Genomic DNA, 15,520 nt, shown 5'->3' with positions numbered 1-15,520 from the left:
CCGGCCGCCTGATCAGTCCTGCGCGACGGCGATGTACTTGATCTCCAGGTACTCGTCGATGCCGACCGAGCCGCCCTCGCGACCGAGGCCGGAGTGCTTGACGCCGCCGAACGGCGCCGCGGGATTGGAGACGATGCCCTGGTTCAGGCCGACCATGCCGCTCTCCAGCCGCTCGCTGACCCGGAGCGCGCGGTTGACGTCCTTGGTGAACAGGTAGGAGACCAGGCCGAACTCGGTGTCGTTCGCCATCGCGACCGCCTCGTCCTCGGTGTCGAAGGCGGTCAGCGGCGCGACCGGGCCGAAGATCTCCTCCTTCTGCAGCCGCGCGGTCTTCGGCACGTCGGCCAGCACCGTCGGCGGGTAGAAGTATCCGTTGCCGTCAGCAACTGTTCCGCCGGTCAGCACCCGGGCGCCGCGGTCGACCGCGTCCTCGACCAGTTCCTTCACCTTGTCGCGCTGCTTGGCGTCGATCAGCGGACCGAGGTCGACCCCGTCCTCGGTACCGCGGCCGACCGTCAGCGCGGACATCCGCTCGGTCAGCCTGGTCGCGAACTCGTCCATCACCGACGAGTGCACGTAGATCCGGTTGGCCGCCGTACAGGCCTCACCGCCATTGCGCATCTTCGCCAGCATCGCGCCGGCCACCGCCTGGTCCAGGTCCGCGTCCTCGAAGACGAGGAACGGCGCGTTCCCGCCGAGCTCCATGCTGGTCCGCAGCACCTGCTCGGCGGACTGCTCGATCAGCTTCTGCCCGACCGGGGTCGAGCCGGTGAAGGAGAGCTTGCGGGACCGGCCGTCGCGGATCAGCGGCTCCATCACGCCGCCGGAGTCGCTGGTGGTGATCACGTTCAGCACGCCGGGCGGCAGTCCAGCCTCGGTCATCAGCTCGGCCAGCTTCAGCATCGACAGCGGCGTCTGGGCGGCCGGCTTGATCACCATCGTGCAGCCCGCGGCGACGGCCGGGCCGATCTTGCGGGCGCCCATCGCGGCAGGGAAGTTCCACGGCGTGATCAGCAGGCACGGCCCGACCGGCTGCCGCATCACCAGGAAGCGGCCTTTGCCGTTCGGCGCGATCTGGTAGCCGCCGTCGATCCGCACCGCTTCCTCGGCGAACCAGCGGAAGAACTCCGACGCGTAGGCGATCTCGGCCTTCGACTCAGCGACCGGTTTGCCCATCTCCAGCGTCATCAGCAGCGCCAGGTCGTCGGCGCGCTCGGTCATCAACTCGTACGTGCGCCGCAGGATCTCGCCCCGCTCGCGTGGCGGCGTCGCGGCCCAGTCCGCCTGCGCCTCGACCGCCGCATCCAGCGCGGCCAGTCCGTCCGCGGGACTGGCGTCCGCTACCTCGCACAAGGTCGTCCCGGTCGACGGATCCTCGACCGCGAGAGTCTTACCACCCTCGGCCGCTCGCCACTTGCCTGCGATGAAGAGCTCGGCCGGACACGCCTCAACGACTTCCTGCTCCCGCGACATCGGTCTGCCTTTCAGTAGTGGAGGCCACCTCGCAGCACTTCCCACCTTAGGCCGGTGATGGAGTGCGCTTCGGCAGCCTTGAGTCACTAGCTGTGTCAGGCGGTGGCGACGAAGTGCGGGGCGTGGCGCGGGATGGTCCGGATGGCGCGGGTCAGGCCGGCGGCGACCGTCCGCAGGATGGCCGAGCGAACCAGGCTGTCGAAGGCCAGCGGGACCAGCATGATCTCGTCCGCGCCGGTGGTGGCGGCCACGGTCGCCAGGCCCGAGGCGACCCCGGACCGGGAGCCGACGACGTACCCCGGGTCGTCCAGCAGCCGCTCGGCCCGCGACCGCTCGCGATTGGTGATAGGCGGCTCCAGCAGGTGCATCAGCTCCGCGGGAGTCGCTCGGTTCGAGGCCGTCTTCAGCCGCCCCTTCACCCGCACGTACTCCGCCAGCCGGCTGACCGCGTCCTCGTCGGTGTCCGCGGCGACCACCCCCACCGTCACCCCGACGTACGGCTTGCCAGTGGGTGCGGTCGGTTCGAAGCTGTCCCGGTACGCCGCGGCGGCCGCCAGCGTGGCTGCCGATGCCGAGTGGTGCGAGAGGAACACCGGCAGCCCCCGTACTGCGGCAACCTGCGCTCCGGCCGGGCTGTCCGCCAAGACGAACACTGGCGGCGGCAACCCCGCGAGCGCGAGCCGCACATCCCCTACCGGCGCGCGACCGGGCAGTCCGTCCCGCAGGAAGCGGCAGAGCTCGTCCAGCCGCTGGGGGAAGCTGTCCCACGCTTTGTCGGTCCACCCGAGGGCGGCGGCCGTGCTGGGCGGAGCACTCGGCGCCTTGGCGACACCCAGGTCAATCCGGCTCGGGTAGGCGGCAGCGAGGGCCGCGAACTGTTCGGCGACCACCAGTGGCTGGTGGTTCGTCAGCAGGACGGCACCTGAGCCCAGCCTGATCCGGTCGGTCCGGGCGGCCAGGATCGCGGCGAGCACGGCCGGACTGGCGCTGCCGGTGCCGCGGACGCCATGATGCTCCGCGAGCCAGAACCGCCGGTAGCCCAGGTCGTCCGCCGTCTGCGCGACCTCGACGGTCTCCCGCAGGGCAGCGGCCGCCGACTGACCGGCCAACTGCGGCACCACGTCGAGCACCGAGTGGGCGGAGACCGGCAGGCCTGGAGCGGCTGGGCTGTACACGAGCCCACCGTCGCAGTCCCCGCTGTTCAGCGCATGGGGGTTCGTCCCCCATGTTCCGGTCCACGCTCCCCCACGGTTGTACGCCGGGGCGGCGGCGGGAATTTGGGTGCTCACAGCCCTTGCCGCCCGTTCCGGCGCTCCGGCATCGTTCACGGCGTTCCCCCAGTCATCGACGCGCTGATCACGAGGAGGCCGGCCACGAGTGACCTGAACCGCAGGGGCCCGACAACGGTCACCTGCCACACCTGAATTCCTGCGCCGGCCTACCTTCCACCAGAGGTCGTCCGGCCAGGCGCTGCTGGACCGTGGGGTGGCCAACCCCCAGTCGCCATCCCGCGGTACAGCAGACAGCCCGCGGTACAGCAGAACTGCTCGCGCCCGCCGGCTTCCCCGCAGAATCCCGCGCAGAATATGGGGGCCGCATACCCATGGCAGCACCCATACGCCGATGGCAGCCTGAGCGCGTGCTCAACTCCACCGCCACCGGGACAGCCCGGACCAGCCAGGCCAAGGCCTGGTGGTCAGCCGGGGTCGGCCCCCATGAGCTGGGCCGGACGATGCCCGCGTGGGCGGAGTACGTCGAACGCAGTACCACCACCTTCTCCACCCCGCCGCCGGTCGCCGACGACTGGCAGCAGGCCCTGGTCCGGTGTCTCGAACCACTGCTGGCCTCGGCCCGGCAGGACCTCGCCGCGGCGGGGCAGACCGGCGTCCTGACCGAGCAGTTCCTGCAGCGCCTCGGCCTCCGGCTGGTCAAGCTGGCCTCCCGGACGCTGGTGCTGGAACTGGCCCGGGCACGGGACCGCGGCGAACTGGCCGGGGACACCCCGGCCGAGCGATTCCTCGACTTCACCCACCGGCTCGTCGGAGGGAGCGAGCTGGCGGAGTTCCTGGCGGCATACCCGGTGCTGGCCCGGGTCCTGGGCGAGGCGTGTCGGCAGGCGGTCGAGGGCCACCTCGAGTTGCTGGCGCGTCTCGCCGAGGACCGCGAGCAACTGACCACCGAGTTGCTGGCGGGTGCGGACCCCGGGCCCCTGGTCAGCGTGGAGCCCGGGGGCGATCCCCACCGCGGTGGCCGGCTGACGGCGACCCTCACGTTCGCCGACGGCCGGCAAGTGATCTACAAGCCCAGGCCGCTGGATCTGCACGGCCACTTCAACGAACTCGTCGACTGGCTGAACGACAGAACCGGCCTGGGCATCCGCACTGTCCGGCTCCTCCGCCGCCCCGGTTACGGCTGGCTCGGGTACGTCCCGCACACTCCGTGCGCAGACCTCTCCGCAGTACGCCGCTTCTACCACCGGCAGGGCGCTCTGCTCGCCTTGCTGTACGTGCTGGACGGCACCGACATGCACTACGAGAACCTGATCGCCGATGGCGACCAACCGGTGCTCGTGGACGTCGAGACCTTGTTCCACCCCAGCCCGGCCACGGTCGGAGTACTGAGCCACGACCCAGCCCACGCGGCCCTGCGGAGCTCGGTGTATCGCACAGCGCTGCTCCCGCTGCTGCTGACCGGAGAGCACGGTGTCACGGACATGTCCGGCCTGGGCGGGGATGCGGGCGAGGTAGCGCCGAGGAGCACGGTCGACTGGGCGGACCCCGGTCTGGACTCGATGCACCTGGTCCGGCGGCCTGGCCGGACCCGCGGCGGCCGGAACCGGCCGCGGCTCGACGACGTCCCGATGGACCCGCGCGACCACGAGATCGCTTTGCTGACAGGGTTCCGGGCCGCATATGAAGCGATCGCCCGGCATTCGGGAGAGTTGCTCGGACCGGACGGCATGCTCGCCCGTTGCGCCGCCGACGAGATCCGCTATGTGCCCCGGCCGACGGCCACCTATGTGGCGCTGCTGGACGAGTCGACGCACCCGGACGCACTACGCGACGCGGACGGCCGGAGCCGGTTGCTCGACCTGCTCTGGGATGCCGACCCTCGCCAGCGACGCCTGGTCCCGTTCGAACTGGCCGACCTGTGGGCCGGCGACGTACCGCTGTTCATGGCGCGGCCGGACAGCCGTGACCTCTGGACCGCGGACGGCACCCGGGTGCCGAAAGTCCTTGCTGCGCAGGGCCTTGCCGAGGTCGAGGCCAAGATCGCGGCGATGAGCGAGATCGACCAGCACCGGCAGGAGTGGATCATCTCCGCCTGTCTGGCCACCCGCCCGGAACCCGTCGTCCACGCCTGTACGGCGGACAGGGCCGGCCTGGGCGCGGCAGAGGCAGACCCCGAGCGGCTGCTGGCCGCCGCCACCGACATCGCCGACGAGATCGTCGCGCACGTGCTCGGCGACAGCGGCGGTCCGGCGAACTGGCTGAGCCTCGAACTCATCGACGACCACCACTGGGCCGTCATGCCGATGGGAGCAGGGCTCTCCAACGGCTACACCGGTACCGCGCTCTTCCTGGCCCAGGTGGCTGCTCTGACCGGCGCCGACAAGTACAGCGAGCTCGCCCGGGACGCGATCCGCCCGATCCCCCTACTGCTCGAGGCCCTCGCCACGGACCTGGAGTCCGCGCAACTGGTGGGATCCGGGCTGCACGGACTGGGCGGGATCAGCTACGGGCTCAGTCGACTCGCGGAACTGCTCGGCGACTCCGACATCTCCCAGTGGCTCGCCACAGCACTGGAACTGTCCGAGCGGATCGCCCCGGACCCGACGATGTTCCCGGGCTTCGCCGACGGCGCTGCCGGTGGACTGGCCGCGATGCAGGCGATCCACGACCAGCCCGCCGCCTCCCGGCTCGCCACCCGCTATGCCGACGAACTGCTCACCGCCATCGACCTCGGCGTACGCCGGGAACTGCCCGCACCGGCCGGCGGGTTCGCCCGCGGGTACCAGGGAATCGCCTGGGCGCTGGGGCAGTACGACGTACCGGAGGCGAAGTACCGGGACGGCGCGCGGGTGGCGGCCGACCTTGATCGGCGCAACCGTCCGGCCAACGCAGGTTGGTGTTCGGGCGACGCCGGTACCGCACTGGCGCGCCTCGCCGCCGGTGTCCCCGCGGACCTCGAGGCGTACCTGAGGACCGCCACAGAACGTCCGGTGCTCGCCGACATGAGTCTGTGTCACGGCGAGGTCGGCGCGGTGGAGCCACTGATGTGGCTCGCCGAACGCGATCACCCCGCCATCGAGGCAGTCCGGCGTCGCCGGGCCGGGCTGGTGCTCGCCGCAGTACAGCAGTACGGGCCGCGCTGCGGCAGTCCACGCGGTGTCCCCTCGGCCGGCCTGCTGACCGGCCTGGCGGGCATCGGCTACGGACTGCTGCGCCTCGCCTTCGGCGGACAGGTTCCGTCCGTGCTGCTGCTCGAACCGACAACCGGTCCCCGGCGCCCACCACAGCGCTGAGAGCCGGTCCCGACCCACCACCGACAGGGGAACACCATGACCGCCCAGCACACCTCCAGCGACGACCAGTTCGACCCGCAGGCCGTCGAGACCGACCCGCTCGGCCCGATCGACGTGCCGACCCGCTCGCGCCTCGGCCGCCGGGCGATGGCCCTGGCCGGCGTGGTCGGTGTCGCGAGCGTCGGCGTCGCCGCGCTCACTGAGACCTTCAGCACTTGGCCGACGATCGCCGAATGACCCCGTGAGCCAGCTGCCGGCGGACGGTCGCGGACGTCCGCCGGCGGCTGAACATACGTTTGCTGCACCGTTCGACCGTGCCATCCGGTTGCCCAGGCCAACCTGCCGATTCGACTGCGACCGGACCGACACGTCGTTAAAGTAAGCAAGCATGCAGACCCATGCGCCCAAGGTGGTCGGCAGAGACGGGGAGATCGACCATCTCCGCGGTCTGCTGGCCTCGGCACGTGACGGTCGCGGGGGTGCGGTTTTCCTGGTCGGTGAGCCCGGCATCGGCAAGAGCCGGCTGGCCGCGGTGAGCACCACCAAGGCGCTCGACGAGGGCATGGCCACCCTGCGTGGCCGGGTCGGAGCCGTTGGCAACATGGTGGCCTTCCGCCCTTTCACCGAAGCGCTGCTGTCCTTGATCCGGCGCGGCGAGATGCCGCCGTCCGAAGGGCTCGGCCCGTACCGGCAGGTGCTCGGCCGGCTGGTCCCGGACTGGGACGACGGCACCTCCCACGAGACCGCGACGTCCGCGGTTGTGCTGGGCGAGGGCATCCTGCGCCTGCTCGCCCTGGTCGGCCGCGACCGGGGCTGTCTGCTGGTGCTCGAGGATCTGCACGGCTCCGATCCCGAGACGCTGGCCGTGGTCGAGTACCTGCTGGACAACCTCAGCGAGCAGCCGATCGCGCTGGTCGCCACGCTGCGCTCCGAGAGGTGCGCCGGCCTGGAGCTCGCCCGGCTTTCCGCCCAGCGAGGCACCGCGGCGATGATCGACCTGCAACCGCTCGACCGTGACGAGGTCGGCGAGCTCGTCGCGGGCTGCCTGGAAGTGCCGCTGAGCGGCGTACCGGACCACCTCACCGACCAGCTCTGGCGGGACAGTGCCGGGATCCCTTTCATCGTCGAGGAACTGCTGCAGGAGTTCGGCAGGTCGGGCCAGTTGCTGTCCGGACCGGACGGCAGCATCCAGGTCGTCGACGGACTCCAGACCAGCGTCCCGGCTGCCGTGGTGCGCAGCATCGGCAGCCGGACCAGCCAGCTCGGACCGAAGTCGCGGGACCTGCTGATCCTGGCCGCGGTGATCGGGCATCGATTCCCGCTCAGCGTGGTCCGGAAGGCAACCGGTACCGACGAGCGGCTGCTGCTCGCGACCTTGCGGGCCGGTCTGGCGGCCCAACTGGTCGGGCCGGACGAGCCGGTGCCCGACTGGTACGCGTTCCGCCATCCGTTGACCGCGGACGCGCTGCTGGCCGGGCTGACGCCGACCGAGCGGTCCATCCTGGCCCGGCGGTGTGCCGACGCCATCGAGGAGCTCCACCCGGGCCTGCCGGGCGAGTGGTGCCCGATGGTCGCGGAGCTCGCCGAGACCGGTGGCGACCTGGCCCGGGCCGGCCGCCTGTTCGCCCTGGCCGGCCGCCGATCCTTCGACGACGGCTCGATGGGCTCGGCGGTGAACCTGCTGGAACGCGCGAACACGCTGCTCGCCGCGGATCCCGACACCACCTACCGCGCGGAGGTTCTCGGTTCGCTGCTGATCGCGCTGAGCGAGACCGGCATGTTCGAGAACAGCGCCAAACACGCGACCGCCATCGAGGAGATGGCCGACCGCAACCTGGACGGCCGGAAGGTCGCGGCGCTGCACATCCAGCTCGCCAACGTCGAGCACATGGCCGGCCGATGGTCTGCGGCGATGACCCAGGTGGCGACCGCACGCTCCTTGCTCGGCCCGGACGCCGGTGACGCGGATCTCGCCCCGCTGGACGCGATCGCGGCCCACCTCGAGCTGGCCCGGCCGAGCCCTGGCCGGCTCCGGTCCGCGACACTGCTCGCCACCCGCGCCGCCGAGGCCGCGGAACGCGCCGAGCTGCCGGCCGTGGCCTGCGACGCCCTGCAGTTACTGGGGATCCTCTCTCGCGAGCACGACCTGGCGAAGTCCGTCGCGTACTTCCATCGCGCCCGGCAGGTCGCCGAGGAACACAACATGACGTTCCAGCGGGTCTGCTCGCACCTGTTCCAGGCCGGCACGATCTGCCTGACCAACGGCAGCGTGGTCGAGCTGGAACGAGCCCGCCAGCAGGCCCTGCGGATCGGCGCAATCCCGCTGGCGTACGAGGTGGACGGGATCCTCGGGCAACAGGCGATCCTGCGCTCGGAGTACGACAAGGCCGCGGTGATCCTCGAGGAGTGCCTGGAGGTGACCCGGCGGCTCAAGCTCGGCCGGGGCGCGGCGTACGTGCTGGTGACGAAGGCGATCATGCAGGCGCACCAGGGACGGCGCGCCGCGATGGAGGAGACGCTCGCGGAGGTCGCCGTCTGGGGTGAGCGCGGCTCGTACGAGCTGCCCTACTCCTACGGGCTGGCCCGGACCTTCTGCGCGCTGCTGGAGGAGAACCACGAGCTGGCCGAGTCCGAGATGGCCCAGGCTCTCGCGTACGACGCCCAGAACCCGACCACCTTCCACACCTCAGGCAAGAACGGGCTCGGCCTGTTGCTCGGCGTCCTCGCCGGGCGGAACGGGTGGCCGCACTTCGAGGCGGTGACGGCGACGGCGGCGAGCGGGATGCGGTGGAACAAGCAGTTCGTTCAACTCGCACACGCCGTACTGCTCGGGCGCGACGGCCGGATCGACGAGGCGAACGCGATTCTCTCCGTGGCGCAGGAGACCTCCTCGCTCTACCCGATGGCCCGGCACCTCGGGCTGCGACTGGTGGCTCAGCCCGCGGCGGCCGACGGGTGGGGCGAGCCGGTGAGCTGGCTGCGGCAGGCCGAGGACTACTTCCACAACGCGGAGATCCCAGCGGTGGCGAGCGCCTGCCGCAGCATGTTGCGGCAGCTCGGGGCGACGGTCTCGCAGCGGCGGAGCGGGATCGACCAGGTGCCGGCGAACCTGCGCCAGCTGGGTATCACCACCAGGGAGTTCGAGGTCGTGCAGTTGCTGGTTGACCGGATCGGGAACAAGTCGATCGCGTCGCGGCTGCACATCTCGCCCCGGACGGTGGAGAAGCACGTCGCCAGCCTGATGACCAAGACCCAGCAGCCGGACCGGGAGGCCCTCAGCAGTTTCGCGCGGACGGTGTTGCAGGACTGATCCCTGCCCCAGTGCGTGTGCTGGGCAGCAGGACGGCTGGCGAGTGATAGTTGTCGACTCGCGGACTTCGGGGCGACCGCCCGCCCCGGCTTTCTGGGTGTGCTCGGCGCGCGCAAGCGACAGCTAATTTATGAACGCTCGCTTTATATATAGGATGGGTGAGTGGCAGGCAAGGGGTCGGACATGGGCAAGGGAACGGTCGGCGGCGGCGGTACGACGATGCTGCGGCGGATCAACGTCGCTGCGGTGCTGGACGCGGTTCGCCGCTCGGCACCTGCACCGCTGCGGGTCGCGGAGCTGGTGGAACGCACCGGCCTGGCCAGACCGACCGTGGCGCAGGCAGTCGACGAGCTGCTGGACGCCGGTTGGCTGCAGCAGCACGGCCCTGACTCGGCCGACCGCTCGCTCGGCCGCCCGGCCATCCGGGTCTCCCTGCGCGGCCGCGCGGCGCCGGTGCTCGGCCTGGACGTCGGCCCGCACCGCGTCACCGTCGGCGTCTCCGACCTGGCTGGCCGCAAGCTCTCGCTGGTACGCCGGTCCGGGCCCGGGTGGACCGCCCAGGAGCTTCTGGGGGTCATCAGCGAGGTGATCACCGAGGCACTGGCCGAGGCGGAGGTGCCGGCCGAGGACATCGCCGCAGCGGTCGCCGCGAGCCCCGGCATCGTGGACGAGCACACCGGCCGGGTCCAGCTGGTCCCGAGCGTGCCGGGCTGGTCCGCGATCGACCTGACCAAACACGTCCGCAGCCTGCTCGACTGCCCGGTCATGCTCGACAACGACGCCAACCTGGCCGCCCTGGCCATCGCCGCGGCCCGTGGCGGCACGGGGACTCTGCTGGCGGTTCAGTGGGGCGAGCGGCTCGGTGCGGGCATCGTGATCGACGGCCGGCTGCACCGCGGTACTGGCGCCGCTGGTGAGATCGGCTTCATCGCCACCGCCCCGGACGACGTGATCAACCCCGAGGACAGCCGCGGCCCGCTGGAACGCGCTGTCGGCTCGGAGGCGATCGCTGCCCTCGGGCGTCAGGCCGTGCTCGACAACCCGGACTCCCGGCTGGCGGAGCTCGGCCGGGACCAGCTGGACACGGCTGACGTGTTCGCCGCCGCGGCCGAGCGTGATCCCGTCGCTCAGGCGGTCGTGCAGCAGGTGGCCCGCGACTTCGCCCGGGCGCTGGCGCCCGCGGTACTGGTGCTGGACCCGACCGCTGTCGTGATCGGTGGCGGTGTGGCGCGTGCTGGTGCTGTGCTGCTCGACGCGATCTCCGACCAGCTGCGGTTGTTGACGCTGAACCACCCCAAGCTCGAGCTCTCCGCCCTCGCCGAGGACGCCGTGGTCACCGGTGCCATGCGGATGGCGCTGGACGAGGTCTGGCAGCGCAAGCTCCCGACCCCGGCGCTGACGACGCCCGCCTAGTCCGGCCGGTCCGCCTGGTCCGGGCTAGTCCACCTGGTCCGGCTGGTGCACGGTGCGGTGGGCCGGGTACCAGGTGTCGCCGGCGGGCTTGCCCTCGATGTTCCAGCTCCAGCTCGTGGTCGGGACGATCCGGCTGTAGAGGCCCGGGCCGACCATCCCGACACGCTCGATCGGTAGCTCCGCCCGGCCGTAGACCCGGAGGCAGCGGGCGATGAACGGCTCCAGCGAAACCAGGTCGTCGATCACCAGCGCGACCTTGTCGCGGCCGGCCCTCAGATTGCGGAACTTCCGCGTCTGCGCGACGCTCGGGCCCACCCCGCCGACCCAGAAGACGCCGTCGTCGAGCTCGAACGCCACCGGGACCAGGTCAGGCTGCCCGTCCTCCCCCAACGTCGCCAGCCGCGCGAGCGGCTGCGACCGCATGTAGGCGATCTCCTCATCGGTGAAACCCATCAGTCCTCCTCAATAGGCATGATCACCCCCTACACGAGCAGGCGCAGCCTGGATCGACACCTCGGCGAGGTCAGGCCTGGACGAGGAGGTCGGCGATCGCGTCGGGCCGATCCAGGTGGACCAGGTGAGCCGAGTCGGGCAGGACTTCCACCGTCGCGTTCAGCTTGGCCGCAAGGGCACGCTGCCCGGCCAGCCAGCGGCTGGCGGTGAACCGGGAACTGCCTCCAGTAGCGACCAGAAGGACCGTCGGCGGCAGGTCGTCCGGCGGGTGCTCCAGCAGCGCGGCCACCTCCGCCGCCAGCGCCCAACTGCTCGCCAGCTCGTCCCAGAAGAGCAACCACGACCCCGGCGCGCCGTACCGGGCCCTGGCTGTTGCCTTGGACAACAGATCCCGGTTGGTCGCGCTGCCGACCCGGACCAGCAACCGCCGCGCCGCCGGTCCGAGCAACCCCGGTACGCCGATCCGGCCAAGGAATCCCAGCAGTGCGCGGATCCCGCGGTCGGCGGGAGTGCCGGGGTAGAGCCAGCGCAAGCCGGTCTCCGAGGTGAGGCTGGTGTCGACCAGGATCAGCCGGTCCACCTCGAACGGCCGGGTGAGCATCCACCGCAGCGCCGCGAGTCCGCCGATGGAGTGCCCGACAAGACCGACGGGCGACTCCACCCCGGCGGCCGAGCTGAGCACGTCGGGGGCGGAGGTGACCGGAGTACGCCAGGGGTCGATCAGGCGGAGCTCGCACGAGGGCAGCAGCGAGACGACCCGGCCGAACTCCTCAGGCGTCTCGGCCAGCCCCGGCAGCACCACCCAGCGCGTACTCATCGGAGCAAAGCCTGCCTCACCGCGGGCGACGCTGTCGCCGAGATTTCGCACACCTCACCCGGTCCGCGCGGAGGCTGGACGGTTGCCATGCGGGCCAGAGTCGCAGAGGCCGCCAAGTGGGCAGGTGGGATGATCGCACCGTGTCATCGCAACAGGACGTACCGAACTGGCAGCACCGGGCGGCCGTCTGGGTCGGCCGCGTCGTCGTGGCCGCCTCGGTCTGGTCCTTCCTCGCGATCCCGCTGCACCTGTTCGCACCGGCCTACGTGCGCAAGGTCGATCTGATCTTCGAGTTCTTCGGCATCCCGGCCGGTCACACCTTCTTCTCCGCGGTCTACCTGGCCGTCATCGGCAGTGCGTTGCTGCGCGGGAAGCGAGCGGCGCTGCTCTGGGTGCTGTTGGTCTTCGAGGTGCTCTGGCTCGTCACCCAGATCGCCGCGGTCGCGTTCACCAGCGTCCGGCTGGCCAATCCGGACGACGCCGAACTGCTGGAGGAGTTCGGCGGCCCGGCCAGGATCCAGGACCTGGAGCTCGGCATCGCCCAGCTGGTCGTGGTCTCCGCACTGATCGTGCTGCTGTGGACGATCCGCGGCGCCTTCCCGGCCCGGGTCGCGCCCGGTAGCCGGCGGCAGGCGATCGCCGCTCTGGTCGCCGGGCTGATGATCTCGATCGCGGTCAGCATCACGCTGACCCAGATCTTCCCGAACACCCTGAGCGGCCAGAAGGAGAAGATCGGCTGGGCGGTGATGGCCGCGCTCGGCCAGAGCCGGACCAGGATCGGCGCCGGCCACGAGGGACACGGTTGGGTCGGCCTGGCCGTCGGCGCGATCTCGGCAGCCTCCCTGGTGATCGCCTTCGCCATCTTCCTCCGCTCTGTCCGCCGGGTCCGCTACCTGAGCCAGCCCGAGGAACTGCACCTCCGCCGCCTGCTGCTCCAGTACGGCGAACGCGACTCGCTCGGGTACTTCGCCACCCGGCGCGACAAGGCCGTGGTCTTCTCCCCGGACAACGAGGCCGCGATCGCGTACCGGGTGGTCAACGGGGTCAGCCTGGCCAGTGGCGACCCGCTCGGCGATCCGGCGGCCTGGCCCGGCGCCATCAACCGCTGGCTCGCCGAGGCCCGGACGTACGGCTGGTCCCCCGCGGTGCTGTCCGCCAGCGAGGAGGCGGCCCACGCGTACGTCGACGCGGGGCTGCGCGCGCTCGCGATGGGCGACGAGGCGATCATCGACGTCGCGGACTTCACTCTCGAGGGCCGGACCATGCGGCCCGTACGGCAGGCGGTCACCCGGGCGCAGCGGTCCGGGTACCACGCCGAGGTGGTCCGGCACGGCGACCTGTCCCCCGCGACGCTCGCCAAGTACGTCGAGCTCGCGGAGCACTGGCGGGGAGCTCAGACCGAGCGCGGCTTCTCGATGGCCCTCGGCCGGCTTGGCGATGCCTCCGACGCCCGGTGCGTGATGGTGATCGCCCGCGACGCCGACGGCGCAGTACGCGGTCTGCTGTCGTTCGTGCCCTGGGGTGTGCGCGGGGTGTCGCTGGACCTGATGCGGCGCGATCCCGAGTCCGTGAACGGCCTGATGGAGTTCATGGTCAACGCGCTGGTGGACTCCTGCGGCGATCTCGGCGTACACCACATCTCGCTGAACTTCGCCATGTTCCGGGAGATCTTCAGTGATGCCGAGCGGGTCGGAGCCGGGCCGGTACTGCGGATCACCAACGCCCTGCTCACCGCCGCGTCCCGGTTCTGGCAGCTGGAGAGTCTCTACCAGTCGAACGAGAAGTATCTGCCGCGCTGGTCGCCCCGGCTGATCTGCTACTCGCGCGGCGCTTCCCTTGCCCAGGTGTTGCTCGCGGCCGGCACGGCTGAGGGGTTCCTGCCCGCACCCCGGCCGTGGACGCGTGTCGACACGCTGGAGACCGCCGAGCGGCACGCGATCATGGCGGCCGACGGCGGCCAGTTCGCCCTCGCGGTCCGGAAGCAGGAGGAGGAGCTGTTGCGGCCCGCGCTGCCGGATCGCCGGCTCACCGAGCAGGAGCGGATCCGGCGCGGCAAGCTCGCCGGATTGGTTGCCGCTGGCATCGAACCCTACCCGGTCTCGGTGCCGAGAACGGAAACCCTCGAACGGATCCGGGAAGTGCACCAGAACCTGCCCGCCGACCACCGCACCGGCCACCAGGTGTCCGTCACCGGCCGCGTCACCCGGATGCGGAACCACGGCGGCCTGGCCTTCGCCGAGTTGCAGGACGGTCTCGCGAGCCTCCAGGTGATGCTCACCGCTGACACCTGTGGCGTCACCTCGCTGGAGCATTGGCGCAGGCTGGTCGACATCGGTGACCATGTCAGTGTCACGGGCGAGGTGGTTACCAGCCGCCGGGGCGAGTTGTCGCTCGCGGCGACCGGCTGGCTGATGGCGGCGAAGTGCCTGCATCCCTTGCCGGACAAACGAAATGGCTTCACCGATCCCGAGGCCCGGGTCCGCCAGCGCCACCTCGACCTGGTGATGAACCCGGACTCCCTGCAGATGATGCAGTACCGCAGTACCGCGGTACGGGCGTTGCGCAATGGTTTCGAGAGCCGTGGGTTCATCGAGGTGGAGACGCCGATGCTGCAGGCCGTGCACGGCGGGGCGAACGCGCGGCCGTTCGTCACCCACATCAATGCCTACGACACAGACCTGTTCCTGCGGATCGCGCCCGAGCTGTTCCTGAAGCGGCTCAGCGTCGGCGGACTCGGGAAGGTGTTCGAGCTCAACCGGAACTTCCGCAACGAGGGTGCCGACGCGACCCACAACCCCGAGTTCACCTCGGTCGAGGCGTACCAGCCGTACGCCGACTACGTCACGATGCTCGAGCTGACCCGGGAACTGCTGATCGAGGCGGCCACCGCGGTGTTCGGGAAACCCGTCGTGCAGCGGCCGGACGGCGAGGTCGACATCTCCGGCGACTGGCCGGTCGTCACCGTGCACGACGCGGTCAGCAGGGCGACCGGAGTACAGGTGGACTCAGGAACCTCGGTCGAGCGGTTGCGGGAGATCTGCGCGGAGCACGGCGTACACGCCGGATTCGACCTGTCCGCAGGGGAACTGGTCCTGGAGCTGTACGACGAACTGGTCGAGCCGACGACCACCCTGCCGACGTTCTACACCGACTTCCCGGTCGAGACGTCGCCACTCACCCGGACCCACCGCAACAACCCGCGACTGGCCGAGCGGTGGGACCTGGTCGCCTTCGGCGCAGAGATCGGTACGGCGTACTCCGAGCTGGTGGATCCGGTGGAGCAGCGGCGGCGGTTGACCGAGCAGTCGCTGAAGGCGGCCGCCGGTGACCCCGAGGCGATGTCGCTGGACGAGGACTTCCTTAGCGCGCTCGAGTACGCGATGCCCCCGACCGGTGGGCTCGGCATCGGCGTCGACCGGGTGATGATGATGCTCACCGGCCAGAACATCCGCGCCACCCTCGCTTTCCCCTTCGTCCGGCCCGCTCCGCGCCTCTGACCGGGCGGACGTCCGAGGGGTCAGCGCCGCCT

At 70.8% G+C, this 15,520-nt stretch carries 9 protein-coding genes; 5 read left to right on the top strand and 4 right to left on the bottom strand.

Annotated elements, in window-relative coordinates:
- Positions 1-12 precede the first annotated feature (12 nt).
- Together EV648_RS01580 and EV648_RS01575 are read right to left on the bottom strand one after the other, a co-directional pair.
- On the bottom strand, positions 13-1,473 hold the full coding sequence (locus EV648_RS01580; protein ID WP_132284280.1) for an NAD-dependent succinate-semialdehyde dehydrogenase: 1,461 nt from the start codon (positions 1,471-1,473) through the stop codon (positions 13-15).
- A 95-nt stretch (positions 1,474-1,568) separates the two neighbouring features.
- Positions 1,569-2,648: an MsnO8 family LLM class oxidoreductase gene (locus EV648_RS01575; RefSeq protein ID WP_132284278.1), complete on the bottom strand. Its 1,080-nt coding sequence runs from the start codon at positions 2,646-2,648 to the stop codon at positions 1,569-1,571.
- A 464-nt stretch (positions 2,649-3,112) separates the two neighbouring features.
- On the opposite strand from EV648_RS01575, the gene EV648_RS01570 reads away from it, so the two are divergent.
- The 4 genes from EV648_RS01570 to EV648_RS01555 all read left to right on the top strand — a co-directional run bounded on the left by EV648_RS01570 (position 3,113) and on the right by EV648_RS01555 (position 10,721).
- A complete protein-coding gene (locus EV648_RS01570; protein WP_132284276.1) occupies positions 3,113-5,998 on the top strand; it encodes a type 2 lanthipeptide synthetase LanM family protein in 2,886 nt (961 codons plus the stop codon).
- Between the two features lie 36 nt (positions 5,999-6,034).
- The gene (locus EV648_RS01565) at positions 6,035-6,235 is read left to right on the top strand and encodes a hypothetical protein (protein WP_132284274.1); all 201 of its coding nucleotides are present in this window, start codon (positions 6,035-6,037) and stop codon (positions 6,233-6,235) included.
- A gap of 151 nt (positions 6,236-6,386) precedes the next feature.
- Positions 6,387-9,308, top strand: coding sequence for an AAA family ATPase (locus EV648_RS01560; protein WP_132284272.1), 2,922 nt, complete (start codon positions 6,387-6,389; stop codon positions 9,306-9,308).
- Between the two features lie 183 nt (positions 9,309-9,491).
- The gene (locus EV648_RS01555) at positions 9,492-10,721 is read left to right on the top strand and encodes an ROK family transcriptional regulator (RefSeq protein ID WP_241994806.1); all 1,230 of its coding nucleotides are present in this window, start codon (positions 9,492-9,494) and stop codon (positions 10,719-10,721) included.
- A 24-nt stretch (positions 10,722-10,745) separates the two neighbouring features.
- On the opposite strand, the gene EV648_RS01550 is transcribed toward EV648_RS01555, so the two are convergent.
- Both EV648_RS01550 and EV648_RS01545 read right to left on the bottom strand, forming a co-directional pair.
- Complete coding sequence (locus EV648_RS01550) at positions 10,746-11,174, bottom strand: PPOX class F420-dependent oxidoreductase (RefSeq protein WP_132284268.1); 429 nt, start codon at positions 11,172-11,174, stop codon at positions 10,746-10,748.
- A 70-nt stretch (positions 11,175-11,244) separates the two neighbouring features.
- Positions 11,245-11,991 (bottom strand): alpha/beta fold hydrolase, encoded by a 747-nt coding sequence (locus tag EV648_RS01545; protein WP_132284266.1) that lies wholly within the window; start codon positions 11,989-11,991, stop codon positions 11,245-11,247.
- Between the two features lie 140 nt (positions 11,992-12,131).
- Between EV648_RS01545 and lysX the strand changes: the two genes are divergently transcribed.
- A complete protein-coding gene (lysX, locus tag EV648_RS01540; RefSeq protein WP_132284264.1) occupies positions 12,132-15,488 on the top strand; it encodes a bifunctional lysylphosphatidylglycerol synthetase/lysine--tRNA ligase LysX in 3,357 nt (1,118 codons plus the stop codon).
- The last annotated feature ends 32 nt before the right edge of the window (positions 15,489-15,520 follow it).

The organism is Kribbella sp. VKM Ac-2568 (assembly GCF_004345365.1).
In the GTDB taxonomy this organism is placed as follows: Bacteria; Actinomycetota; Actinomycetes; order Propionibacteriales; family Kribbellaceae; genus Kribbella; species Kribbella orskensis.
Note: the sequence above shows the minus strand (reverse complement) of the source record. Positions and strands in the feature narration are given on the sequence as shown.